This is a genomic window from Roseibium limicola, from assembly GCF_017313085.1.
Classification (GTDB): domain Bacteria; phylum Pseudomonadota; class Alphaproteobacteria; order Rhizobiales; family Stappiaceae; genus Roseibium; species Roseibium limicola.
In genome coordinates this window covers 324,250-348,003 of sequence record NZ_JAFLNF010000001.1, presented here as the reverse complement: position 1 = coordinate 348,003, position 23,754 = coordinate 324,250, and the positions used below count along the sequence as shown (strand labels likewise).

21 protein-coding genes are annotated in these 23,754 nt (G+C 57.5%); 12 read left to right on the top strand and 9 right to left on the bottom strand.

From position 1 onward, the window contains the following. The first annotated feature begins 17 nt into the window (after positions 1–17). Both flbD and flhA read left to right on the top strand, forming a co-directional pair. Complete coding sequence (flbD, locus tag J0X15_RS01525) at positions 18–1,373, top strand: sigma-54-dependent transcriptional regulator FlbD (RefSeq protein WP_206937663.1); 1,356 nt, start codon at positions 18–20, stop codon at positions 1,371–1,373. Between the two features lie 28 nt (positions 1,374–1,401). Then, the gene (gene flhA / locus J0X15_RS01520; protein ID WP_206937660.1) at positions 1,402–3,573 is read left to right on the top strand and encodes a flagellar biosynthesis protein FlhA; all 2,172 of its coding nucleotides are present in this window, start codon (positions 1,402–1,404) and stop codon (positions 3,571–3,573) included. 29 nt (positions 3,574–3,602) lie between these two features. Here flhA and J0X15_RS01515 read toward each other — a convergent pair whose 3' ends face one another. Beyond that, positions 3,603–3,851: a hypothetical protein gene (locus tag J0X15_RS01515; RefSeq protein WP_206937658.1), complete on the bottom strand. Its 249-nt coding sequence runs from the start codon at positions 3,849–3,851 to the stop codon at positions 3,603–3,605. A gap of 131 nt (positions 3,852–3,982) precedes the next feature. On the opposite strand from J0X15_RS01515, the gene J0X15_RS01510 reads away from it, so the two are divergent. Next, on the top strand, positions 3,983–4,603 hold the full coding sequence (locus tag J0X15_RS01510; RefSeq protein WP_231710236.1) for a GNAT family N-acetyltransferase: 621 nt from the start codon (positions 3,983–3,985) through the stop codon (positions 4,601–4,603). 333 nt (positions 4,604–4,936) lie between these two features. Continuing rightward, positions 4,937–5,521 carry a hypothetical protein gene (locus J0X15_RS01505; protein WP_206937656.1) on the top strand — a complete coding sequence of 195 codons (585 nt, stop codon included), beginning with the start codon at positions 4,937–4,939 and terminating at the stop codon, positions 5,519–5,521. Between the two features lie 101 nt (positions 5,522–5,622). Here the strand turns inward: J0X15_RS01505 and J0X15_RS01500 are convergent, their stop codons facing one another. Beyond that, positions 5,623–6,552: a metallophosphoesterase family protein gene (locus tag J0X15_RS01500; protein WP_206937654.1), complete on the bottom strand. Its 930-nt coding sequence runs from the start codon at positions 6,550–6,552 to the stop codon at positions 5,623–5,625. A gap of 455 nt (positions 6,553–7,007) precedes the next feature. Here J0X15_RS01500 and J0X15_RS01495 point away from each other — a divergent pair, with 455 nt between their 5' ends. Beyond that, positions 7,008–7,544: an NUDIX domain-containing protein gene (locus J0X15_RS01495; protein WP_206937652.1), complete on the top strand. Its 537-nt coding sequence runs from the start codon at positions 7,008–7,010 to the stop codon at positions 7,542–7,544. Between the two features lie 22 nt (positions 7,545–7,566). On the opposite strand, the gene J0X15_RS01490 is transcribed toward J0X15_RS01495, so the two are convergent. Then, positions 7,567–8,541 carry a glutathione S-transferase family protein gene (locus J0X15_RS01490; protein WP_206937650.1) on the bottom strand — a complete coding sequence of 325 codons (975 nt, stop codon included), beginning with the start codon at positions 8,539–8,541 and terminating at the stop codon, positions 7,567–7,569. 456 nt (positions 8,542–8,997) lie between these two features. On the opposite strand from J0X15_RS01490, the gene J0X15_RS01485 reads away from it, so the two are divergent. Beyond that, a complete protein-coding gene (locus J0X15_RS01485; protein ID WP_206937648.1) occupies positions 8,998–9,498 on the top strand; it encodes a GNAT family N-acetyltransferase in 501 nt (166 codons plus the stop codon). A 47-nt stretch (positions 9,499–9,545) separates the two neighbouring features. Here the strand turns inward: J0X15_RS01485 and J0X15_RS01480 are convergent, their stop codons facing one another. Genes J0X15_RS01480 through J0X15_RS01465 form a run of 4 tightly spaced genes read right to left on the bottom strand, consistent with a single transcriptional unit; the run spans position 9,546 to position 16,510 of the window. Further along, positions 9,546–11,621: a hypothetical protein gene (locus J0X15_RS01480; protein WP_206937646.1), complete on the bottom strand. Its 2,076-nt coding sequence runs from the start codon at positions 11,619–11,621 to the stop codon at positions 9,546–9,548. Between the two features lie 21 nt (positions 11,622–11,642). Further along, complete coding sequence (locus J0X15_RS01475; RefSeq protein WP_206937644.1) at positions 11,643–14,507, bottom strand: DUF4159 domain-containing protein; 2,865 nt, start codon at positions 14,505–14,507, stop codon at positions 11,643–11,645. Then, positions 14,504–15,463 (bottom strand): DUF58 domain-containing protein, encoded by a 960-nt coding sequence (locus tag J0X15_RS01470; RefSeq protein ID WP_206937642.1) that lies wholly within the window; start codon positions 15,461–15,463, stop codon positions 14,504–14,506. The genes J0X15_RS01475 and J0X15_RS01470 overlap by 4 nt, the downstream gene beginning before the upstream one ends. A 21-nt stretch (positions 15,464–15,484) precedes the next feature. Further along, a complete protein-coding gene (locus J0X15_RS01465; protein WP_206937640.1) occupies positions 15,485–16,510 on the bottom strand; it encodes an AAA family ATPase in 1,026 nt (341 codons plus the stop codon). Between the two features lie 390 nt (positions 16,511–16,900). Here J0X15_RS01465 and J0X15_RS01460 point away from each other — a divergent pair, with 390 nt between their 5' ends. The 6 genes from J0X15_RS01460 (at position 16,901) to J0X15_RS01435 (ending at position 22,117) form a co-directional block, all read left to right on the top strand. Further along, positions 16,901–17,482 carry a DUF1285 domain-containing protein gene (locus J0X15_RS01460; protein ID WP_206937638.1) on the top strand — a complete coding sequence of 194 codons (582 nt, stop codon included), beginning with the start codon at positions 16,901–16,903 and terminating at the stop codon, positions 17,480–17,482. Next, positions 17,475–18,146, top strand: coding sequence for a CoA pyrophosphatase (locus tag J0X15_RS01455; protein WP_331461859.1), 672 nt, complete (start codon positions 17,475–17,477; stop codon positions 18,144–18,146). The genes J0X15_RS01460 and J0X15_RS01455 overlap by 8 nt, the downstream gene beginning before the upstream one ends. Next, the gene (locus J0X15_RS20085) at positions 18,146–18,406 is read left to right on the top strand and encodes a DUF6111 family protein (RefSeq protein ID WP_206937636.1); all 261 of its coding nucleotides are present in this window, start codon (positions 18,146–18,148) and stop codon (positions 18,404–18,406) included. The genes J0X15_RS01455 and J0X15_RS20085 overlap by 1 nt, the downstream gene beginning before the upstream one ends. Continuing rightward, positions 18,406–19,620, top strand: a complete 1,215-nt coding sequence (locus J0X15_RS01445) for a CCA tRNA nucleotidyltransferase (RefSeq protein ID WP_206937634.1) — start codon at positions 18,406–18,408, stop codon at positions 19,618–19,620. Before J0X15_RS20085 ends, J0X15_RS01445 begins: the two co-directional genes overlap by 1 nt. 124 nt (positions 19,621–19,744) lie before the next feature. After that, positions 19,745–20,845: an HD-GYP domain-containing protein gene (locus tag J0X15_RS01440; protein ID WP_206937632.1), complete on the top strand. Its 1,101-nt coding sequence runs from the start codon at positions 19,745–19,747 to the stop codon at positions 20,843–20,845. Positions 20,846–21,007: 162 nt separating this feature from the next. Further along, complete coding sequence (locus J0X15_RS01435) at positions 21,008–22,117, top strand: HD-GYP domain-containing protein (RefSeq protein WP_206937631.1); 1,110 nt, start codon at positions 21,008–21,010, stop codon at positions 22,115–22,117. Positions 22,118–22,169: 52 nt separating this feature from the next. Here the strand turns inward: J0X15_RS01435 and hemF are convergent, their stop codons facing one another. Both hemF and J0X15_RS01425 read right to left on the bottom strand, forming a co-directional pair. Beyond that, positions 22,170–23,096, bottom strand: coding sequence for an oxygen-dependent coproporphyrinogen oxidase (gene hemF / locus J0X15_RS01430; RefSeq protein ID WP_206937629.1), 927 nt, complete (start codon positions 23,094–23,096; stop codon positions 22,170–22,172). A gap of 140 nt (positions 23,097–23,236) precedes the next feature. Further along, a complete protein-coding gene (locus J0X15_RS01425) occupies positions 23,237–23,698 on the bottom strand; it encodes a tRNA (cytidine(34)-2'-O)-methyltransferase (RefSeq protein ID WP_206937627.1) in 462 nt (153 codons plus the stop codon). Between the last annotated feature and the right edge of the window lie 56 nt (positions 23,699–23,754).

Sequence of the window (23,754 nt, the reverse complement as noted above, 5' to 3'; positions counted from 1 at the left end):
GAAAGTAGGACACGGCCATGAGACTCTTGATTGTTGGTTCTCTCGGCGGACAGCTAATCACCGCCTCCAAAATTGCCATGCAGCGCGGCGCGCAGGTAACTCACGCGGAGGATATCGAAGGTGGGATGAAGGTGTTGCGCTCCGGTCGGGGTGCGGACCTGGTTATGGTTGATGTCTCCCTGGACATCAGTGCTTTCCTCGATCAGTTGCAGAGCGAACGGATACATGTACCCATCGTGGCCTGCGGGGTGGAGGCCGACGCGCAGGCCGCCGTTGCAGCCATTCGTGCCGGTGCAAAAGAATATATTCCGCTTCCGCCTGATCCTGAGCTGATCGCGGCGGTTCTGTCTGCGGTAGCTCTGGAACGCGGAGATCTGATCTACCGTGATGATTCCATGGCGGCAGTCGTCAAACTGGCGGAGCAGGTGGCGCCGTCCGATGCCAGTGTTCTGATTACCGGTGAATCGGGAACCGGTAAGGAAGTGATTGCACGGCACGTGCATCGGAGTTCCAGCCGGGCCAACAAGCCGTTCATTTCCATCAATTGCGCCGCGATCCCCGAGCACCTGCTGGAGTCAGAGCTTTTTGGTCACGAGAAAGGCGCGTTCACTGGCGCTGTTGCCCGCCGTATCGGCAAGTTCGAGGAAGCGGACGGCGGCACGTTGCTGTTGGACGAAATTTCGGAAATGGAAGTGCGCCTGCAGGCCAAGCTTCTGCGGGCCATTCAGGAGCGGGTGATCGACCGGGTCGGAGGCTCTCGTCCCGTTCCGGTGAATATCCGTATTCTGGCGACCTCCAACCGGGATCTGGCCGAAAGTGTCCGACAGGGACATTTCCGGGAGGATCTGCTCTTCCGCCTTAACGTGGTCAATTTGAAGCTGCCGCCTCTGCGGGAACGCCCGGCAGACATTCTTGAGCTCGCGAGTTTCTTTATCGAGCATTATTCTGAGGCCAATGGCATGGCCTCTCGAATGCTCTCGGTGGCTGCGCGGCAAGCGCTTACTGTCAATCCTTGGCCTGGCAATGTGCGGGAGCTGGAAAACACCATGCACCGGGCTGTGCTGCTGGCACAGGGAGATGAGATCGGGGTGGAAGCCATCCTGATGCCGGATGGGTCGCCTATTACGTCAGGCAAGGGGCCTGCTGAACGTGCCGCTGCTGCAGCTGAAGCAGTAACGCGCGCCTTCGTCGGGCGTACTGTGGCGGATGTTGAGCAGGATCTCATTCTCGACACGCTTGATCACTGCCTGGGAAATCGGACGCACGCGGCCAAGATCCTTGGTATCTCCATTCGCACGCTACGCAACAAGCTGAACCAGTATACGGACGAGGGTGTTGTCGTGCCTGGTCCGGGTGAAGTGCGCTCGGCTTAAGCCGTGAGTTAGGTCTTGAAGGTCAATTATGGCGGATACGGCAGTCGATAATTCGGAAACAGGTGGCGTTCCCGTTCCCGTAGGGGGGGCAGGCGCATCTGCGGCTGGGAGTAGCACCAAGCCGACGTTCCAAAGTCTGCTCGACTCGCTGCGGCGGGGCGATACGGGGCTTGCCGTCGGCGTTCTGGTCATTCTGACCCTCATGATCCTGCCGATGCCGGCAGTGCTTCTGGACGTTTTTCTGGCGTTCTCGATCATCTTCTCGGTGTTGATCCTGATGACCGGACTGTTCATCCAGAAACCTCTGGAGTTCTCGTCCTTTCCGACGGTCTTGCTGATTTCCACCATGTTGCGGTTGGGGCTGAACATCTCCTCGACCCGGCTGATCCTGTCACGCGGGCATGAGGGGACTGCCGCCGCCGGCAATGTCATTCAGTCCTTCGGAAATCTGGTGATGGGGGGCAACTTTGTCATTGGAATTATCGTTTTCGCCATCCTTGTGATCGTGAATTTCATTGTTATTACAAAAGGTTCTGGCCGTATTGCGGAGGTCGCAGCCCGATTTACGCTTGATGCAATGCCGGGCAAGCAGATGGCGATTGATGCCGATCTGTCGGCCGGACTGATCGACGAGGACACGGCGCGAGCACGACGCAAGGAGCTTGAAGGCGAAAGTGCCTTCTTCGGGGCCATGGATGGTGCGTCGAAGTTCGTTCGGGGCGATGCGATCGCCGGGCTGCTGATCACCTTCATCAACATCCTTGCGGGTATCATTATCGGCGTGGCGCAGATGGAGCTCAGCTTCATGGAAGCCGCCAACAATTACACTTTGCTGACCATCGGGGATGGTCTGGTCTCCCAGATCCCTGCGCTGATTGTCTCCACGGCCGCCGGTATTCTTGTGTCGAAGGCTGGTGTTCAAGGGGCTGCTGACAAAGCCCTGGCTGCCCAGTTTACCGGCTACCCCAAAGCACTGGGCATGTCTTCGGCCGTCATGGTGGTCCTGTCGTTCCTGCCTGGTATTCCGATGGTTCCGTTTCTCGGTCTGGCCGGAATCGCCGGTTGGCTTGCTTATCGGGCTGATGATCGCAAGCAGGGCGAGGCTGCAGTCGTTGCACAGAAGCAAGCGGTTAAGGATGCGCCGAAACCGCCGTCCGAACCGCCTATCACCGATGCGCTGAAAATGGATGAATTGCGCATTGAGCTGGGCTACGCGCTTCTACCGTTGATCAACGGCAAGGATCCGAGCGGCGGCGATCAGCTCACCGAGCAGATCAAGGCGTTGCGGCGCCAGATTGCCGGAGATATGGGTGTTATCATGCCGCCAGTGCGCATCCTCGATAACATTCAGCTTGGTGCCAACGATTACATCATCAAGGTCAAGGAAGTCGAAGCCGGTAAGGGGATCCTCTACCCGAACCACTTCATGGTGATGGATCCGGCGGGCGGGCAGGTCAAACTGCCGGGCACGCATACGACTGAGCCGACCTTTGGCTTGCCCGCGACCTGGGTGGATGCCCAGTATCGCGAAGATGCATCCCTGCGCGGCTACACGGTGGTGGACCCGGCGACGGTTCTATCGACCCACCTGACCGAAACGATCAAGGCAAATGTATCTGAGCTCCTGACATACGGCGATGTTCAGAAGTTGCTGAAGGAACTGGAGGGTGAGCAAGCCAAGCTGGTCGACGATCTTATTCCGTCGCAAATTTCCGTTTCCGGGATACAGCGCGTCTTGCAAACGCTGCTTGCTGAACGGGTTTCCGTGCGCGATCTCGGAACCATCCTGGAGGGTGTTTCGGAGGCGTCCGGCTTTACCCGCAACACCAATACGATTGCCGAGCATGTTCGTTCGCGACTGGGGCGTCAGATTTGCGCCGCCAATCTCGCACCGGGTGGCTATCTGCCGTTGATCGCCTTGTCACCGCAATGGGAGCAGGCATTCCTGGAATCGATTGTCGGGGAAGGCGATGACAAGCAGCTCGCGATGCAGCCTAGCAAGCTGCAGGAGTTTGTCACGAAAGTCCGCGACGGATTTGAATCCGCCGCTCAGAAGGGCGAGGTTCCTGTGCTTTTGACGTCGCCGCAGACCCGGCCCTTCGTACGGTCGATCGTCGAGCGGTTCCGCGCCCACACCACGGTGATGAGCCAGTCGGAAGTGCATCCGCGGGTCAAGCTGAAGACGGTCGGGTCAATCTGACTTTGAGCATCAAAGGATGATGCTCGGGATCAAACCAGCAGATTGATCCGTGCCATGGCCGAGGCGTTGGAGCTATAGGCGCCTGCTCCATTCTGGATGGAATTGACCACCTGTCGCTGAACCGCAAACATATTGGTTCCGAAAACACCCTGAACTGCGTTTTGCCGCAGGGCTTTGCCATTATCGATTGCCTGACGCCGGCGTGCCGACCAGTTCTCGTTGAAGTCCTTCAACGACGTTCGCTCTTCTCGGGATCGATAATTGCCAACTGCTGCCATGATGAAAATATTCTGTGTCAAGACGGTTAACGTAAGGTAAATTTGTCGCAATTTGGAAAGCCGGGGTACGGGTTTTCGGCAGCAGTGATTGACGGGCATCATGCGGACCGGGTAGCTGAGGGAAAACAGTCATGGATGGACTCTCGATGATCAGCCTTTCCCTTAACGGTTACACAGATATTCCGAACGAGAAGGTCGCCTATGTGGTCACCTATCTGGAGATGCTGGAGCCGCCGAAAGTTGCGGCCAAGCCGCGTGGTGACATCACCATGGAGCGATGGGACGAGGTGGACATTGCTGCTTACCGCAGCCTCTATCGGGAGATCGGCGCCGAGTGGCTTTGGTTTTCGCGGCTTCAGCTGTCTTCTGAGAAGCTTCACACCATCCTGGATGCGCCAGTGACGGAGATCTATTCCCCGGTTCGCGACGGGCGACGCCTTGGGATCCTCGAGATCAATACTGCGGTGGATGGCGAGATTGAGATTTCTTTCTTCGGTCTGGTTCCCGATGCCATCGGTGATGGGCTGGGCCGCTGGCTCATGATGACCGGGTTGGAAATGGCCTGGTCTCGCCCGGGTATCGAACGTGTCTGGTTGCACACTTGTACAGGCGATAGTCCGCAGGCCGTTCACTTCTATCAAGCTTGTGGCTTCAAGCCATACAAGCGAGCGATCGAGGTGGTCGATGATCCGCGCAACGACGGGCTCTTCTCTACGGAAACAGCACGTCATGTTCCCTATCTGGGAGTCTGATGCAGCCCTTGTTGCGACTGCCCAGTGTGCTTTTTGCATGGGCGGTCGCAGTCCTGCTTTCGGCGTTAAGGTTCCGCCGGCCAATCTCAGGCGATTTTCAAGAGAGATCTGGAAACCTTTAACTGTTTGTCTTAACCTTCGTTAACCATCGCTCTTGGAATCCTGGTGGATGATCGGCATCGCGCGGTCGGTCCGGGATGTGTTCGGAGTAAGATTTGATTAACGTTCTTTTTGCGCGCGCAGGCTTGATTCGATCAGCCAAGCTGACGGGTCTGAGTCCACTGTCGGTGGCGCGCAGCCCCGACTCGGAGAAGATTGAGGAGCCTGAGACCTATGTCTGAGATGCCTGACAATATTGTGCCCCACACCAAGATGCGTTCGCTGCGTGACGCCATCCGCAAGGTGCAGCTGGGTGAAGTCGAGCGGACCGATGTGGTGATTGAGCTGCAAGATACCGAAAAGGCGCGCCTTGAACTGCTTGCCGAGGAGATGAAGGACGTCTTCCGTGAGATTCCGGATGATGATGACCAGTTTACTCTGCAGATTGCCAAGGGCTCGACTTCCCGGTTCTGGATCGATGTGACCAGTCATGTTGTCGTGGGCGGGGACCGTCGCACCTATCGCTTTCTCAAGGATACCCGGCTCGGTCGGGTTGTCATTCTGGAGACGGCCGAGGTGGATGACATGGCCGATTGTCTGACCGAGTATATTGCCGAGCGCATTCTGGAGCGTGAAAAGGCGATGGAAGGCGATTGGCTCAATGCGCGTTTGAGCCAGGCTGGTGCCGAAACCCAGCGAACATCATCGCGCGGCGAAAGCGGTAGTTTTTGGCTGTCTTTCTTCGCGACCTTTTTGGTTGGTCTGCTGACCGGGGCACTTGGGCTGCTTGGCTATGCCTGGTTCGCAAACCCTCTCTAAAACCGCCGGATTTCGTGCTTGAAATTCAAAAAGGCGCTGCAGCCAATTCGCTGAGCCCCCTTTTTTTGCGATGCCGATGGTTCCCTGTCTGGATTGCTTTGTCAGCCCGCAGGAATGACAATGGACGCGCGGTTTATGGTTTCCGGTGGCTGGTCGGCTTCGGTAAAACCACGTTCCTCCAGTTCACACGTCCAGCCGTCGTCTTTCCTGGCGATTGAAAAGAGATTGTAGCGTGCGCCAGGCTTTTTGCCGCCTGGAGAATTGGTGGCCGAGGGGACGCCGATAACCGGCACAGGGCCGTTTGGGCCTTCGACCTGGGCGCGACTGTCGATGTGCGTGTGCCCATGCAGGATAAGTTCCGCCCCGGCCCATTTGATTGCGGCACGAAAGCGAGAGGCATCTGAGAGACGCTTGTTCCAGTGTGTAGCGCGATGGAAAGGGGGATGATGGATCATCACGACCCGAAAGAGGTCTTCTTTTCCCAACTCTTCAAGCACGCGGCGGAGCCTTTTGGTCTGTTTGCTGCCTACGCGGCCTGTGGCAAACCAGGGACCAGACGCACGGGCGGTGGAAACGCCGACCAAGGCGATATTCCCGCGCCGACGCACATAAGGGAATGTCGGGTCGTCATCGGTCGGGGAGGTCCCTTCGCGCTGTGCTGCGTGGTCACCGATCATATAGGGCCGCCAGGCCTGCCGGGCCTTCTTGAGCGCGCCTGGAACATAGGCATCGTGATTGCCGGGAACCAGGGAAACCCAGTCGGGGCTGCCGACGTCGTCGAGCCACTGGCGGGCACCGATGATTTCCAATGGAAGAGCGATATTGACCAGGTCCCCGGTGACGGCGACATGATCAGGGGAATTCGCCTTCATGTCGTCGACAAGCTGATCGAGAATTGTGCCCTTCATGTCGCCGGAGCGATTTCGCTTCCAGTTCAGATACCCGATGAAGCGCTTGGAAAGCAGCTGAAGAAACTTCGGGGAGGGAAGGGGGCCGAGATGAGGGTCGGAAAGATGTGCGAGCTTAAACATGGCGGCATCATCAAATGAAAAAGCGCCGCGTCAAGTGAAATTGCGGCGCCTTGTCGAATGTCGATGGAAGTCTGGAAGGGGCAATGTGCCCTTAGTTGCCAGCAAAGGTGGTCAGGGTAGCGACAACGCGAGGGTTGCTGAGGTCCAGAGCAGGCTTCCACTGAAAGCTGGGACGCAGGCGACGTGCAAAGAAGGACTTGAACATGGATTTACTCGATATCTAGAGATCTGATTCTGCACCGGACTGACCGACAGGCCGATTTGAATGCACCAGGGACTGCATATTTTTGCGTCAAACACAGGCGCATATTTGTGCAATTCAGCTAGGCAGTCAGGATATAGATCTTCTCCATGTGATTGAGGAGTGTTGTTTTGGCTTGGCAGCCCTGCGTTAGGAGCAGGGGTGGGTGAAATGATGGCGTGACCTATTTTTGAGCAATTGTGAGCGGGCTACGATGCAGGGTTTTCTATTGAAGCTGTTCTCCATACTCCCCACAGGTTTGGTGCATGGCCTGTCGCAGATGCTGGCGCTGGTACGAAACGGCCACACTCTGGGCGTGCGTGTGCTGGTGGTTGATTCTGAGCGACAGGAGATCCTGCTGGTGAGGCACACTTATCTGAGAGGCTGGTATCTTCCCGGAGGTGGTGTTGAGCGCGGTGAGACAATTGCCGAGGCGGCAGTGCGTGAAGTGCGCGAAGAACTGGGTGTCAACCTGAGCGGGGCTCCTGACCTGATGGGGATATATCTCAACCGCAAGGGCCTGGGCCGGGATCATGTTGCCTTGCTCTTGGCATCCTCCTGGGCGTCGGGAAACAAGTATCTCGAAGCCAACGAGGAAATCGCCGAAGCACGCGTTTTCTCTTTGAATGGTCTGCCGGAGGATTTGTCTCCAGCAAGCCGTGCCCGGATCGAAGCTTATCGATCCGGGGCCTTTGCAGGTGGGCAGACGAAGATGGGAGAATGGAATCCAGCAGTGGACAGGGCGCCTTGAGTGTTTCCTGACGTTGGTGCGCTCATCCGGTGGACGTCAGGCGCTCCCTGCCATGGTCTTGCCAGAGATCCTGCTCCGGCCCGACAGGGATGATCCTTGTCGGGTTAACCTCGGCGTGAGACCCGTAGTAGTGGGTCTTGATCGTGTTGAACTGTACGGTTTCGGCAATCCCGGGCATCTGGTAGAGCTCGCGCATGAAGCCGTGAAGGTTCGGAAAGTCGGCAATGCGGCGGATGTTGCACTTGAAGTGGCCGAAATAGACCGGATCAAACCGGATCAGTGTGGTGAACAGACGCCAGTCTGCTTCCGTCAAGCTTGCGCCGAGCAAGTAGCGATTGGCAGCGAGACGTTCTTCCAGATCATCGAGGGTTTCAAACAGGGCCGTGACAGCCTCTTCGTAGGCTTTTTGCGTTGTGGCAAAGCCGGACTTGTAAACGCCATTGTTCACCGTGTGGTAGACGCGCTCGTTGATCTCGTCGATCTCGGGGCGCAGCTCTTCCGGGTAGAAGTCCAGTTTTGAACCGGTCAGCTGGTCAAAGGCCGAGTTGAACATCCGGATGATTTCGGCAGACTCATTGCTGACGATGGTCTCGCGTTTCTTGTCCCAGAGGATCGGAACAGTCGCGCGACCGGTGTAGTCGCCCTTGGCCTTTTTGTAGAGATGCCAGGCATAGTTGGCGCCATTCACCGGATCGGGATCACTAAACTCCCAGCCGTTCTCCAGCATGAGCGGCTCGACTGCAGTGACGGGAATGATGTCCTCCAGCTTCTTCAACTTGCGAAAGATCAGGCTGCGGTGGGCCCAGGGACAGGCATAGGAAACATAGAGATGATAGCGGTCGGCTTCAGCCTTGAAACCGTCCATGCCGGACGGCCCTGCCGACCCGTCGGCGGTAATCCAGTTGCGAAATGCGGCATCCTCACGCTTGAACTTTCCGCCATTACCTTCCGTGTCGTACCATTTGTCCTGCCATTTTCCGTCGACCAGAAGTCCCATGGGTTTCTCCTTGCATTTTGCTTTGCAGGCCTGCGTATGGTTCCCGCATCGTGTCGGAAAGAGACAGGCCTTTGTTTTTCAACTCTCTTCAGCAGATGGGCGTTCCGGACACCAGAGCAATCGCCTGAATGCACTGTTCACCTCAGTTTGACAGTTTCGGCCCGGTTGGAGGTACTCAAGTGCAGAAGGCCGATGAGCGGAAAAACCGACTTTACCTTTTTAATCAAGCCTGCTATCGCCTTAGCAGGTCTTGTCGACAGACAGTCGAACCAGGATCTTTGTCCACCTTCCAGGGTATGAATGAGCATGGCTCTGCCGGTCACATTGCGACGACGAAGCATCCGACGAGAAATCTCTCGTCTGCTTGCACGCGCATGATTGATGTTTCCCTGAAAGATTGAAAGACAATGGGATTTGGTCAAGCGCTCGAAATACACGCTTGACAGGATGCCTGATATGAAACCCTCCAATTGGTTTGTTCGTCTGGAAAACGCTGCGGATGCTGCGGTGGTTGAAGTCATGCAGGCGGAGGCCTTCGGGCCTGGCCGTTTTGCGCGGACTGCATTCAAGGTGCGCGAGGGCGTCGCCCATTGTTCCAATCTCAGCCTGGTCGGACTGTCGGGCGAAAAGATCGCAGGATCTGTTCGGCTGACCCCGGTTATGATCGGTGAGACGCAAGCGCAATTGCTTGGTCCTTTGACGGTCGATCCTGCTTTCAAGAACCGGGGCCTTGGAAAATTGTTGTTGCAGACGGTTTCCGACATGGCCCGGTCGCAGGGGGAAACCGCCATCCTGCTGGTTGGCGATGCGCCCTATTATGCCTCCTCCGGCTACAAACCAGTGCCATTTGGACGGATCAGGCTTCCTGGCCCCGTTGATCCGGCGCGGCTTCTCATTCTGCAACTGGATGACAGCGACATGCCGTCAGGCATGGTTCGGGCTGGCGGTCGGTCTTGAGCCAAGCGCTGCTCGGTAGGTGTCCTTTATAGCGGCAGCAAAGAGCCTTAGCGGCCCTCCCTGTACCAGGTCAGAGACAAGACACCGAGCAGCAGAGCCAGTCCCAGCAGGCCGGTCAGCAACGGATATCGATCTATGCCATTGAGGATGCTGGCATCCGTCTGTTTCAATCCTATCCAGCCATTTCCGGCGTAGGTTGCAGCATTTTTCAAGGCCGACACGCGAGGCAGGGATATGTCCCCAGCGGTATCGGATAGCCGGCGTGCGGTTCCGCCGGTCTGGGCAACTAGTGGCTCGATCTTGGCAGTGGTGGACAGAACATCCTGGAATTCGCGTGGGTTCTGCGGACCGATGTGAATGAGAGCGGTCTTGTCCCCCTCAGTTGCGGTGTAAAGGCCGGTCTGGTCGGTTTTAACTTCGCCTCGCCACAGGCCTGGATCGCTTTCACCGAGTGTCAGGTTTTGGCTTTCTCCGGACGGCGCCGTCAGTGTGACGTCAGAAATGGTCTCATTCAGGGTTTGACGTTCCACAGTGAGAACGTCACCGCGCTGGGACAGCCTGAGCGCTTCTTCTTCCAGATCGGGTTCTTGCATCAACCAGTGGGCCAAACGCCGCAGCAGCGGGACATGAGGACCTCCACCTTCAAAACCGCGCGCCCACAACCAGACATGGTCAGACAGGAACAGTGCCACACGACCCTTTCCCTCGCGGTTGAGAACGAGGAGGGGCATGTCTTGTGGACCAGACATGAGAGTCTGACCGGCGGTCAATTCTGTTTCCACCAGGCGGAACCATCGGCTCCAGTTTGGCGGTTCGCTTTCTGCCCCGGGCAGACCTCGTGTGACCGGGTGGCGCTTGCCCAGTTCTGCGAGTTCTGCCCGAAACGGGGTTTCCAGAATATTTCCGGTGGGTTCGGCCGGAAGGATTTGCGCCAGGGGCGTGCGATAAAGGCTGCCGCCCTGAGCGTAATCCGGGCCGCCGGCAAGCAGAACAGCGCCGCCATCCTCGACATAGCGAGCAATGTTGTCGAAGTAGAGCATCGGCAAAACACCGCGCCGCTCATAGCGGTCGAAGATAATGAGGTCGAACTCGTCGATCTTGACGGAGAAAAGTTCACGGGTCGGGAAGGCGATCAGCGAGAGCTCATTGATCGGGGTTCCATCCTGCTTTTCCGGCGGACGCAGGATGGTAAAATGCACCAGATCGACAGAGGCGTCGGACTTCAGCAGATTTCTCCAGGTCCGCTCGCCCGCATGAGGCGAACCGGACACCAGCAGGACGCGCAGGTTTTCGCGAATGCCATCGATGGTCACGACCGCACGATTGTTCAAAAGGGTTAGCTCGTCTTCAAGCGGAGCAGCAGAAATCTCAAAGATATTGTCGCCACCGTGGTCGATCTCGACAGGTAGATCCAGCTTCTCTCCTGCAACCACATTGCGTTTGGAAACGAGTGTTCCGTCCCGGTGAACCTCCAATGCGACCTGGGCTCCAGCCCGGGTCGACGGTCCCTGGTCGCGGACTTCAATGCGGATCATCTGTTCGGAGCCAACCAGACCGAAACGTGGGGTTTTGTGCAGGATCAGCCGCCGGTCAACCTCGACAGAGTGTCCGGTGATTAGGGCATGCACAGGTGCATCAAAGCCGAGATTGGCTGCCTTCTCCGGCACGTCATGCACTTGACCGTCGGTAATCACGACCGCGCCGCCTACCCGGTCAGGCGGTACGTCGGACAAGCCATCGCTGAGCGCGCGAAACAGCTCTGTGCCATTGCCGGATCCGTCGTTTCGAACCTCAATGCGGCGGATTTCAAATCCAGGCAGGCCGGCGAGACGGGTGGCCAGTTGCTCTGTCGCGGTTTCCGTCAGCTCTGCTCTGTCGCCGAATGTCTGACTTTGGCTTCTGTCCGTCACCAGTGCCACGACGGAGGAAAGTGGTTCTTTGTCCTCACGCTCGACCGCCGGGTTGGCAAGTGCGGCCGTCAAGGCAAGCATGGTAAGGACCCGCAGCGGCCAGCCGCGCAATCCCATCATTCCGGTGATGATGGCCACGAGAACGATGACGCCACCGCATAAACCCAGAGCCCAGAGGGGAACGAGCGGGTCGAAGGAAAGAGACCATGTCATCTTGTCAGTATCCCTTTCCGTTTATTGGCCGAGCCGCTCGAGCAAAGCCGGAATGTGCACCTGATCGGCCTTGTAGTTCCCGGTCAGGGAGTACATCACCATGTTGACGCCAGAGCGGAAGGCATATTCACGCTGCATGGGGTCGTCGGGCACGGTGGGATACAGATAGCGCCCCTCCTGATCCATCGCCCAGGCCGCAGCGAAATCGTTCCCGCTGATCAACAACGGGGTCACTCCATCGCCGGCGCGTACCGGACGACCGGTGCCAGTCTCTTCCAGACTTTCCACCCAGAGCGGGCTTGAGGCGTAGCGTCCGGGAAAACTGTCGAGGATGTAAAAGGCTTTCGTCAGAACATGGTCTGGCGGCACCGGTTGCAGCGGTGGAATGTCCAGGCCATCGAGGATTTCCCGCAGCTTCAGGGTCGCAGGCGAGGTGCCAAGGTTGGTTCCGGCGGTGATCTGGTCCTTGGTATCGAACAGGATGGTGCCGCCATTGCGCATAAAGGTATCAATGCGTGACATGGTCCTGGCGTCAGGTTTCTGGGCCGTGGGATCGATCGGCCAGTAGAGCAGTGAATAAAACGCCAGTTCATCCCGTGTGATGTCTACGCCGATTGGCGCGCCGGGCTCCAGCGCGGTTCTGTCGGAGAGATAACGGCTGAGGCCGTAAAGGCCGGAATCGCTGGTTGTGTCGATCTCGGGCTTGCCGGTGACCACATAGGCCAGATGGGTTTCCAGGCTGGCTTCCATGTCCCGCAGCTCGGTTGAGGAGGCTTGAGCGAAGGCTGGTTGCGCCTGCCAGAGAGGTGACAGGGCAAGCATACCGATCAAGAACACCGGAACCAGGCGTTGCGCCGCGCTGCTGCGCTGCTTCAAACGGCTTAGTCCACCGGCAAGGAGAATGATTGCCAGAGCATCGAGACAGGCAAGCAGGAAGGCGATGGTGAAAATCGACGCGCACAAATCCGTACTTTCCTGTGTTGGGTAAGACAGTCTTTCGACCTGAGAACCAAGCGCTTCCAGCTCCAGTGGTGACAAAGTAGCCTCGGGCCTGAGCAGGTTCAGAGCGCGGAAACCATCATCGGTGCCGTAAAGTCCGGGTGGGGAAATGCGCGAAGCCTGGATGAGATCGAAGCGGACAGCCTGAACCGGCGAGATGTCGGCAGGCGGGCTGGCAAAACTGCCCCGACCATCGAGCAGGCGCAGGGGCGGAAGGACATTGCGCTCTGTCGTCAGGTTGGTTGGATCTTCGATCGTCTCGTTGGATGCGGTTGCCGCTGCAAAGGCATTGGATACATTCAGCACCCGGCGCAGCATGTCGAGGAAGACGCCGGACAACGGCAGGTTGGACCATTCGGTGCCTGCTGTGACATGGAAGAGCACCACGCTGCCCAGGCCGAGTGCGCGGGCGGTCACCAATGGGGTGCCATCTTCCAGCATGGCCCAGGTCCGGTCCGGCAGGTCAGTGGAGGGTTCGGCCAGCACCTGGCGGGTGACTGTTGCCTCATCGGGGATCGGAATTCCGGCAAACGGACTGTCAGGCAAAAAAGGCGCCAGTTTTTGCGGTTGCTTCCACGACAGGGCTCCACCGAGGGAGCGACCACCGCTGCGCAGGCGCACCGGGATCAGGTCGTCCGTTCCGCCAGCAGTGCGGGGGCCGGAGAAGCGCAACAGCGTTCCTCCATTGCGAACCCATTCGCCGATCTTCTCGACAGAATCAGGAGGGAGGCGGCCAACATCAGCCAGAACCAGTACCGAAATCCCCTGGTCAATCAGATTCGGGATGGCGTCATCCAGATCGGCCTCTCTGGGCTCGCGTAAATCGGCGAAGGGGCCGAGGGCCCTTCGGAGATAATACAAAGGCGATAACAGAGGTTGCGCTCGGGCGCTTGAAGACTGACCTGATACCAACCCTACGACCCGACGGCGCCAGCTGTCGTCAACCAGTTGCACGGCGCCTGCTGCCCGTTCGCCCAAGATGTCCAAACGGGCAATGTCATTGCGCAGTTCGCTAGGCAGGTTGAAGGTTGCAATCGCCTCGGTTGCTCCGGGTGAAAAACTGACTTCTGCCTCGCCAAGTACCAGGCCCTTGAGATCGCTTGCGCGAATGCGGGCATTGGTGATTGCGCGGTCCGGATGGCGAACGACCGTGACGCTGAGCGCTTCTGCATTGTTGTTGATGCCCTTCAGGCCGAGTGGGACCTCAAGCCCCGTATAGACCCGCAGCGGCGTTGCCGCGCCAAGCTCTACAAGGCTTTGGGCAAAAGATGACGTATCGGCGGCATCCAACAGGCCCTGCGGAGTAGTGTTGTCGGAAAGCCAGATCACTGTGCCTGGAGGATTGGACGAAGCGGTCTTAGCAAGCCCTTCCAGAAGCTCTGTACGATCGGGTGACCAGGGGCGGGGCTCGAGCGCCCGCAGGCGCTCCAGAGCCTCTCCCGCAGAAGAGGGGGCCAAAGGCTGAGCGGTGCCCTCCGCGGTGGCGGCAAAAACCACAGGTTGCCCGATGCGCTCAGCTTGCTGCAGCAGGTCGGTCGCGAGTTCTCTTTGGCCGTCCCATCCTGCGGCACTGGTCCAGCCATTGTCGATGACCAGATAAAGTGTCTCGTCGCTCTCCGGCAGGCTGTTGGCAGGGTGCCAGACAGGCCCAGAGACGGCGAGAATGATCAGAGCTGCCAGCAGCAGACGCAGCAATGTCAGCCACCAGGGGCTGCGCTGTGGCATCTCCTCGTGCTTGTTGATATCGAACAGCAAGCGTAGCGGCGGGAAAGAGATTTCCTGAGGGCGCGGCGGTGTCAGCCGCAAGAGCCACCAGATACCCGGCAAAAGTAGCAGGCCCGTGAGCACCCAGGGTGCGGTGAAGGCGAGAGGCAGAAGGCTGCTCACACAACACCTCCAAAACCTAGAGCTTCTTGTGAGGTGCTTAGGGCGGCGTGGAGCACCAACAGGGGCGTGGAGGCCGATTGATCCGTATGGTGCAAGGTGTAAGTCCAGCCAGCCTTGCGGGCGATGTCGCGGATTTCCGCCTTGTGCCGCTCGAGTCTGTCCTGATATGCGGCACGCCAGCTTTCCGCTCGTCCGGCGGTCAGTTTCATACCGCTTTCCGGGTCGTTGAACTCGACACGGCCGCCAAATGGAAAGGTCTCTTCGATAGGGTCTAGGATTTGAACGATGTGACCACGCGCACCGGTGCTGGCGACACTGGCAACCCAACTTCGCAGGTCGTCGGCCGGATCGAGCAAATCGGCGAACAGCACCACGTCAGAGAAACGCTTGACGCCAGTGGTGTCTGGGAATGGCTCGGCTGAAGACATATGCGCAAGCGAATCTGCCAGACGCTCGGCAGCCTGGCGATCCGAAAATGGCCGCGTTATGCCGGGCAAGCCGATGCGCTCGCCGGAATAGGCCAGCAACTCAGCCAAGGCCAAAAGCAGTATCAGGGCGCGGTCTCTCTTGGAACTGGGGGCGAGCCGGGAGCGGTAGGCCATGGAGGCGGACAGGTCTGCCCAGAGCCAGACCGTGTGCGCTGCTTCCCATTCACGTTCGCGAACATAGAGATGATCGTCGCGGGCAGATCGACGCCAGTCGATGCGCTTGGCGGGTTCTCCCATGTTGAAAGGGCGGAATTGCCAGAAGCTTTCGCCCGGACCGGCGCGACGACGACCATGCCAACCTGAGGTGATGGAGGCTGCGATATGACTGGCGGCGACCAGTAGATCCGGCAGTGCATCGGAAACCGTACGCGCCTCGCCAACAATCGTCGGCCAGGCATCGGACTGTATGGAAGCATTGCCGCCAAATGTTTCCGGAGCGGCCCCCGGCTTGCTTTCAGGTGCAGTCATAGGCAGGCGCTCCCTTCAGCGTCAGGCCAGGGTCTCCTTCACCCGACGGATGATGTCGCGGACGGTGTGCCCATCGGCACGTGCGGCAAACGTCAGCGCCATGCGGTGCTGCAGGATCGGCTCAGCCAGAGCCAGAACGTCATCAACAGAGGGCGCCAGACGCCCTTCAACGAGGGCACGGGCCCTGACGGTCAGCATCAGGGCCTGACTGGCGCGAGGCCCTGGGCCCCAGGCAATCATGTCCTTGACCGGATCACCTGCACTTACCGGATCAGGACGTGCGGCCCGAACCAGCTTGAGGATGGCATCAACGACGGATTCACCGATCGGCATCTGCCGAACCAGTTGCTGATATTTGATCAGCTCGTCCGGTGTCATCGTGGTCTGCGGTTCGGCCTGATGAGCGCCTGTTGTTTCCAGCAAAATGCGCCGTTCCGCCTCCATGTCCGGATAATGCACGTCGATCTGCATCAGAAACCGGTCAAGCTGAGCCTCGGGCAGCGGGTAAGTGCCTTCCTGCTCCAACGGGTTCTGTGTTGCCAGGACGTGGAAAGGACGCGGCAGATTGTAGGCCTGACCAGCAACGGTCACATGATATTCCTGCATGGCTTGCAGCAGAGCGGACTGAGTGCGTGGGCTGGCGCGGTTGATTTCGTCTGCCATCAGCAGCTGGGAGAAGATTGGCCCCTGGATAAAGCGAAAGGCCCGACCGCCGTCTGCAGACTGTTCCATCACTTCAGCGCCGAGAATATCGGAGGGCATCAGGTCGGGCGTGAACTGAATGCGCCGTGCGTCCAGTCCAAGCACTGTGCCGAGTGTCTCCACCAGTTTGGTCTTGGCCAGGCCCGGGACGCCGACGAGCAGGCCGTGGCCGCCAGCGAGTACGGTGACCAAAGTCAGATCAACGACTTTTTCCTGACCGAAGATGATGCGGGCAACGTCTGCCTTCGCAGCCGTGATGCGTTCAAGTGCCTTTTCAGCCAGTTCGGCGATGGCTTCCAGGTCCGTTTCGCCCGGGCTGGTTGGGGGAGGGCTGATGATGCTCATTCTTCACCTTCGCTTCCGTTAAAACCATCTATTCAGGCGCGGCACCAAAGGGCATCACTGCGTCAGAATCACATGCCAAGATATAGGCGTGGCTCCGGTCTGCGATATCTTCTCCCTCAAGGTTCTGAAAAACATAAGTTTTCAAGTTCCTCGAGCCCTGTGTTCGCGTCTCATGTCCTTCAGCTTTTCAAGGTACTTTGGCCAAATGAAGGACACCCACATTCAGTGTGGCAGGTCTGGGAGAGCTAGATAAGCCGGAAAATATGTCCATAGGTAATCTTGAACCCGGTCAGGGGTCTTTATCCAGACTATCGCTTGATTCACAGCCGGGCGGGACGACATAACAGGATAACCACGATCAATTGGGAGGCTTTTGTGTCGGAAACGGACATGACATCCATGCCGGAAGGCTTGGCTGCACTTATGAAGCGCGCCGAGCCGATTTCGCGTGGGATTCCGCCGGTCGAGCGCTGGAATCCACCGTTTTGCGGGGACCTGGATATTCACATCGATGCCGAAGCGCGCTGGTCCTATCTGGGCTCGCCGATTGGTCGGGAAAAGCTTGTGCAATTGTTCTCCACGGTTCTGCGCAAGGACGAGGACGGATCTCACTATCTCGTGACCCCTGTGGAAAAAATCAGAATTCGGGTCGATGACGCACCATTTCTAGCTGTGGAAATGCATGTGGAGGGTTCCGGTGAGGCGCAGCAACTTACGTTTCGAACGAATGTCGGTGACGTGGTCGACGCGGGAAAGGGGCATCCCTTGAGTTTTCATCTCGATCCGGAAAACAACGGTCTGAAGCCCTATGTTCTGGTTCGGGGCCGCCTTCTAGCAAAATTGTCCCGCCCGTTGCTTTACGATCTGGCCGAACTCTTCGAAGAGCGACAGACAGACACTGTCCAGCAAGAAGGCGTGTGGAGCGACGGAACGTTCTTCGCGCTTCCTGAGGAGGTTTTGGCCGGTGTCTGACCATCTGGACGATAGGCTTGCCATGGTGAGGGAAAATGGGCCTGACGGTACGGTCTCTTATCAGGGGTTTAAACGGCGGTTTGTCGAGCGTGCGTCTTTGCAGCTTGAGCGCGACACGGGAGATCATGTGTTCAATCCCGACTTGCCGCCCTATGCGGCATGGAAAGGGGAACCTCGACGAGCGGCCGTTTTGATTCCGTTAATCGAGCGCCGAAACGAGGCGTATGTCATCCTGACCCTTCGCACGCCGCATCTGCGCTCTCATGCGGGGCAGATTGCCTTTCCCGGTGGCAAAATCGATCCAGAGGATGCCAACCCGACGGCGGCTGCCTTGCGCGAGGCGCATGAGGAGATCGGACTGGCGCCGGCACGGGTCGCGGTCTTGGGTGAGCTGGCGCCTTATCGCACCGGGTCCGGCTATCACATTGTTCCGGTTCTTGGCGAAGTTGTCAGCGATGTGCGGCTTGTCGCCAATCCTGCCGAGGTGGCGGATGTCTTCGAAGTCCCGCTGAGTTTTCTGATGAATCCAGAGAACCACCAAAAGAAAAGTCGCCCATGGGAAGGGCAGGAGCGCTATTTCTATGCCATGCCCTTTGAGAACAGGTACATCTGGGGCGTAACCGCTGGAATTCTCCGCTCTCTTTTTGAAACGGTATACGGTTGATGCTTAGGGTTATTCTATCTCACGCTGCTCTCTTTCTTCTCCCCTTCATCGGCTATGCGATCTGGCTATGGATAAAGAACAAGACGCAGACCTCAGAAACCTGGAGACAAGGGCCGATGCTGCATCTTGCCCTTGCCGGAACGGTCATGGTGATTGTTAGCCTGGTGTTTTTCTCCAGCTTCGAGCAAGCGTCGAAAGACGCAGATTATCGCCCCTCACGACTGGAGAACGGGGTTTTCGTGCCCGGCGGATTTGAATAATGGTTCACCCGGAGTTTGACCGAAGCTGGTTGCGTCTGTCGTCGGTGCAGCGTGTCTTTGATGTGTTGGAGCAGGCCGGGCAGGAGGCCCGTGTTGTGGGGGGCGCCGTGCGCAACAGTCTCCTTGGCGAGCCTGTTGATGATATTGATATAGCCACGACTGCGACGCCGCAGATGGTCATGGCACAGGCGGCAGAGCATAGCGTCAAGGCCGTCGGTACAGGAGTTGAGCATGGCACTGTGACGCTGGTCATCGAGGGCCGGCCATTTGAAGTGACCACCTTGCGAGAGGACGTTGAAACCTTTGGCCGCAAGGCGACGGTCCGCTTTGGCCGCGATTGGAGCCATGACGCACAGCGGCGCGATTTCACACTCAATGCCCTCTATCTCGATCGCCACGGCCAGCTGCACGATCCGCTGGGCGGGCTGGATGATTGTCTGGCCCGGCGGGTGACCTTCATTGGAAACGCGGAAACCCGCATTCGCGAAGACTATCTGCGGATTCTTCGGTTCTATCGGTTTCATGCACATTACGGGGCAGGCGCGCCTGACGCGGAGGGGCGTTCTGCATGCGCAAAACTGAAGGACGGCCTTGAACAGCTGTCGGCGGAGCGGATCTCCAAGGAGATTCTGAAGCTGCTGTCTGGAGCAGGAGCTGTGGCGTGTCTCACAATGATGGAGGAGGATGGCATTCTGCAGGCGCTTTTCGGCCGACGTTTGCGGGTCGCTGAACTGGAATGTGCGAGCCGTCTTCTTGAGGGCACATCGTTCCCTTGTGACCCGGAGCTCGGCCTGATCGTCTTGGCCATCGACAAGCCCGGCGAGGCTGGGCGGTTGGCTGAACGGCTAAGGCTTTCGAATGCGTTCGAAAAGCGCGCCCGATTGGCTGTGGAGGCCTCAGACGTCCTGCGACAGGCTGAGAATGCCAACGCCTTTGCGCATGGGGTGAAGCTGAGCCTGTATCGTTATGGGCGGCAGGCTTCGGCGGACGGACTGATTCTGGCCAAAATCAGTGGTGACACGTCAATTTTTGCCGGGATGCTGAAGCTTGTGAAAGAAACGCAGGTACCGGTGATGCCGCTCTCAGGCAGGGACCTGCTTGCCGAGGGGCTTGCTGCTGGACCCGAAGTGGGGCGCAGGCTGAAAATCCTGGAAGCCGAGTGGATAAAAAGCGATTTTTTGACCGAAAAAGCTAAGCTGCTAAATATTAAGTAGATTATCAAATTTACTATGTATTTTCCACTAGTTACATTTCAGTTAACAATAATTTTTTTAATATTAGTTTAATCAGCGCTCTTTGATAATGCATCTTCTACGTACATCGCATTGCCGGAAAAGCATGAAATCACTCGTCTATCTCACGGAGTCTCAAGGGGCTGGGTCACGGGTTCTCCAGGCCCTGAACTCTCTTTACGTGATTGAAGAAATAAGCGTTGCGAAAGTGACTGCGGATGATCTGAAACAGTCCGGGTTCCTTTTGATCGACCTTGCGGAGATGCGCGAAAGCTCTCTCGACCGCTTGCGCGCGCTTCTCCCTTTTAATCCTGACACGCCCTCTGCTGCCTTGATCAATGTGTTCAAGCGTCAAGAGGTGGTTCAGATGAAGGCACTCGGAATTCCGACTTTCTGGGATCGCGGCACGTCTGAAGAAACTATCATCGCAGATATCAAGAAGCAGTTTGGCAGCTACGGAATGCCGCAGCTTGAGCCTTCTGTTCCCGAAGCGACGGCCAAAGCCATCGAAGATGTTTGCCAGGTGTATGAGCGGCTTTCAATCGCCTATGCACTCGGAAAGCCTTTGCCGCTAAAGGCGGCCGGCAATGCGATTGAATCGGTGATCGGGGCGATCAACATGGATGGCCTTGCCGCGTGGCTCGATGCTGTTGAAGGTCACCATAGTCAGACCATCTGCCATAGCTTGAGCGTCATGGGGCTGGTTGTGCAGTTCAGTAAAATGCTGGCCCTGACGGATGTCGAGCGACTTCTGCTGGGGCTGGGCGCGCTGTATCATGATCTCGGCAAGCTCAAGATACCGTTGGCTGTGCTTGACAAACCCGGGGCACTGACGCCGGACGAGCGGGCTCTGATCAACATGCACCCGAAGTACGGCGAAGAGATTCTGGAACAACATCCGGAGGTTCCTCCGGTCGTGAGAGCCATGACGCTCAACCACCACGAATTCCTGGATGGCACAGGCTATCCGAACGGGCTGTCTGGTGATGCGATTTCTCGACCTGTCCGCTTGCTGACCATCTGCGACATCTTTTCGGCTCTCAGCGAAAAACGCTCGTACAAGGAACCAATGTCACCGCGTCAGGCCTTTGGGATATTGTGGGAAATGGGCGATAAACTGGATCGGTCGCTGCTCTCTGCTTTTAAAGATCTTATTCTGAGCGTCGATGTAGGCGCCGTTAAAAATCAGAGTTATGAGGCTGTCTGATTAGGCGTAGTCGATTTGAGTGGATTGTATGCCGTTACTTTTTGAATGGTTAGTATTATTATTGATAAATCTGCCTATACATTAATTTTGCGCCTGTAAAACTAATTTTTACATTGTTGTTGTAAGTTCCTTTTCTGTCTAAATGGAACTTATGCTGCTGCCATGAAGCCCATACTATTCGTTTCCCAGGCCGACACACCCTTGCCCAGGTGTCTGGAAGAAGTTGGCGTTGCCTTTAAACTGGACACAGTTGGCTTTGCCGGTTTTACTCCTGAACTTGTGTCAGACTGCGCCTTCGTGGTCGTGAGCATGGCTTTGGTGGAGAGGGACGACGCCGAACGCCTCCGAGAGGTGTTCAGTCAGGTCCATGATGTCCCACGGGCTGCGTTGGTCGACCCCTACAAGTCGCAACAGGTTGTTCAGGCAGGGTCTCTCGGGCTGACAGAGCACTGGGACAAGTCGACTTCAGGTCACATCATCCTGAGGAAGCTTCGCTCCAGCCTTAAGGCCTATGGTGCACCGGAACTCCATGCCAACGTGCCTGACGCTACGCGCAAAGGAGTGATGGAGGCGTGCATCGCCTATGAGGGCGTCGTTCTTGCCAATGCATTAAGCCGAGCTTTGCCTTTTCGTCAGGTGAGAGATGCTGCTTTCGGCATTGCGGAAGCTCTCCGAATGGACGGGTTGAGCGTGTGGCTCAGCGCCATTCAGGATCATCACAGCGCCACGTTCTGTCACTGTCTTATGGTGAGTGGCTTGGTGGTTCAGTTTGCAGAGTTTCTAGACATTCCTGAAGGGGAGCAGAACCTTCTGGGTGTCGGGGCTCTCTTGCATGATCTCGGCAAAGTAAAACTTCCCCTGTCGATTCTGGACAAGCCTGGACCGCTGTCGGAGATGGAACAAAACCTTGTTAGCCTGCATCCTGAATATGCTCAGGCGATCCTCGACGAGTATCCGGAACTGCCCCACATCGTGCGGGATATGGCGGTCTATCATCATGAGAATCTTGACGGCACGGGATATCCTTACGGCCTGAAAGGCGACGAGATTTCTCGCTGGGTCCGCTTGCTTTCCATCTGCAACGCATACGCCAATCTGATTGATACCCATTCAGGCAAGGAGGGGCTGTCTCCAGAGCAGGCGCTTGAGTCCTTGTCGCAGGGGAAGGGCAAGCTGGATATGGATCTATTGGGACGCTTCAGGGATTTTATACTGTCTGTCCCGGAAACGTCGTCTCCAGCCTTGCTCTATGCCAAACGGGCGCGCGCCTAGAAAATCTGTCTGGCGCGGCCTTCCGTTTTATGGGCTTGGCTTTTCTGCTGTCTTACGGCCACTTCACGACAGGCGGCATGGACGACAGGATCGACGAGACGTTGCCGCCAGTTTTCAGGCCGAATATCGTTCCACGGTCGTAAAGCAGATTGTATTCCACATAGCGGCCGCGGCGCACCAGCTGTTCTTCCCGCTCATCCTCCGTCCAGGGCTTTTCGAAATTGCCTCGGACTAGCTTCGGATAGATGTCGAGAAATGTCCTGCCGACATCCTGAGTATAGGCGAAATCCGCGTCCCAATTTCCGCTGTGGAGATAATCATAGAAGATGCCGCCGACGCCGCGCGCTTCATTCCGGTGCTTCAGAAAAAAGTAATCCTCGCACCAGGCCTTGTAGGCGGGGTAATCGGCGACCTCATGGGCATCACAGACATTTTGCATGGCGGCGTGAAATGCAACGGTGTCCGGATCTTCCTGTGTGCGTCTGGCGGCCAGTACGGGTGTCAGGTCGGCTCCACCGCCAAACCACTGGCGCGTGGTCACCACCATGCGGGTGTTCATATGCACTGCCGGGACATGCGGATTGTGGGGATGGGCGATGAGGCTGATGCCTGACGCCCAGAACCGTGGATCCTCGTTGGCTCCAGGGATCTGACCGCGAAACTCCGGCGAAAATTCGCCGTGTACGCTGGATATATGGACGCCGACTTTTTCAAAGACACGGCCCTTCATCATCGACATGACGCCGCCGCCGCCTTTGGCGCCACTGGAATCTGTGCGTTCCCAGGGGGTGCGCTCAAACCGGCCGGCGGATCTGTCGGCATAGGGGCCGTCTTTTGCGCCGATTTCATCCTCTAGGCCTTCGAAGGCCGCACAGATCTGGTCGCGCAGACTTGCAAACCAGGTCGTGGCTGTTTCTTTCTTGGTCTCGATATCTGCGGGGACTGGGCCGCCGCGCGTGGACTTGTCGTCTGCACTCATGTTGTCGCCTGTGGGTTCGCCTGATCGCAAGTCAGCTTCTGACCTGTGTATCTCGCGCCAGGATATTTTGCTGAGGTTTTAAGCGGTTTTTCCAACGGAGGCCACCCATGTTGGAAATGTGGCGGAAGATGCTGCTGCGCCTAATTCGGAAAGCCCTTGGTTTGACGCAGCGCTTCCGCCAGCACGATCGCCCCGGCGATTGCCACATTCAGGGATCGGGTATCTGGGCGCATGGGGATCGTGATGCGGGCATCTGCCGCATCGTGAACATCGTCTGGTACCCCGAGAGATTCACGCCCCAGCAGAAGCAGGTCGTCACTCTGGAATTCAAAGTCGGTGTAGAATCTATCGGACTTGGTGGTCAGCAGGACGATTCGCCTACCGGTCTCCCGGCGCCAGGCATCAAACTGCTCATGACTTCGATGGCGGACGAGTGCTGCCTGTGCCAGATAATCCATCCCAGCCCGCTTCATGCCCTTGTCTGAAAGGACAAACCCGGCCGGCTCGATCAGGTGGACAGTCTTGTCGAGGCAGGCGGCCAGCCTGAGCAGTGTGCCTGTGTTCTGGGGAATATCCGGTTGGTAAAGCACGAGATCCGGCATAAATAACTCTTCTGTGTCACATTGTCGTCTGACTGAGCAGGTCGCATGAGCTGCCT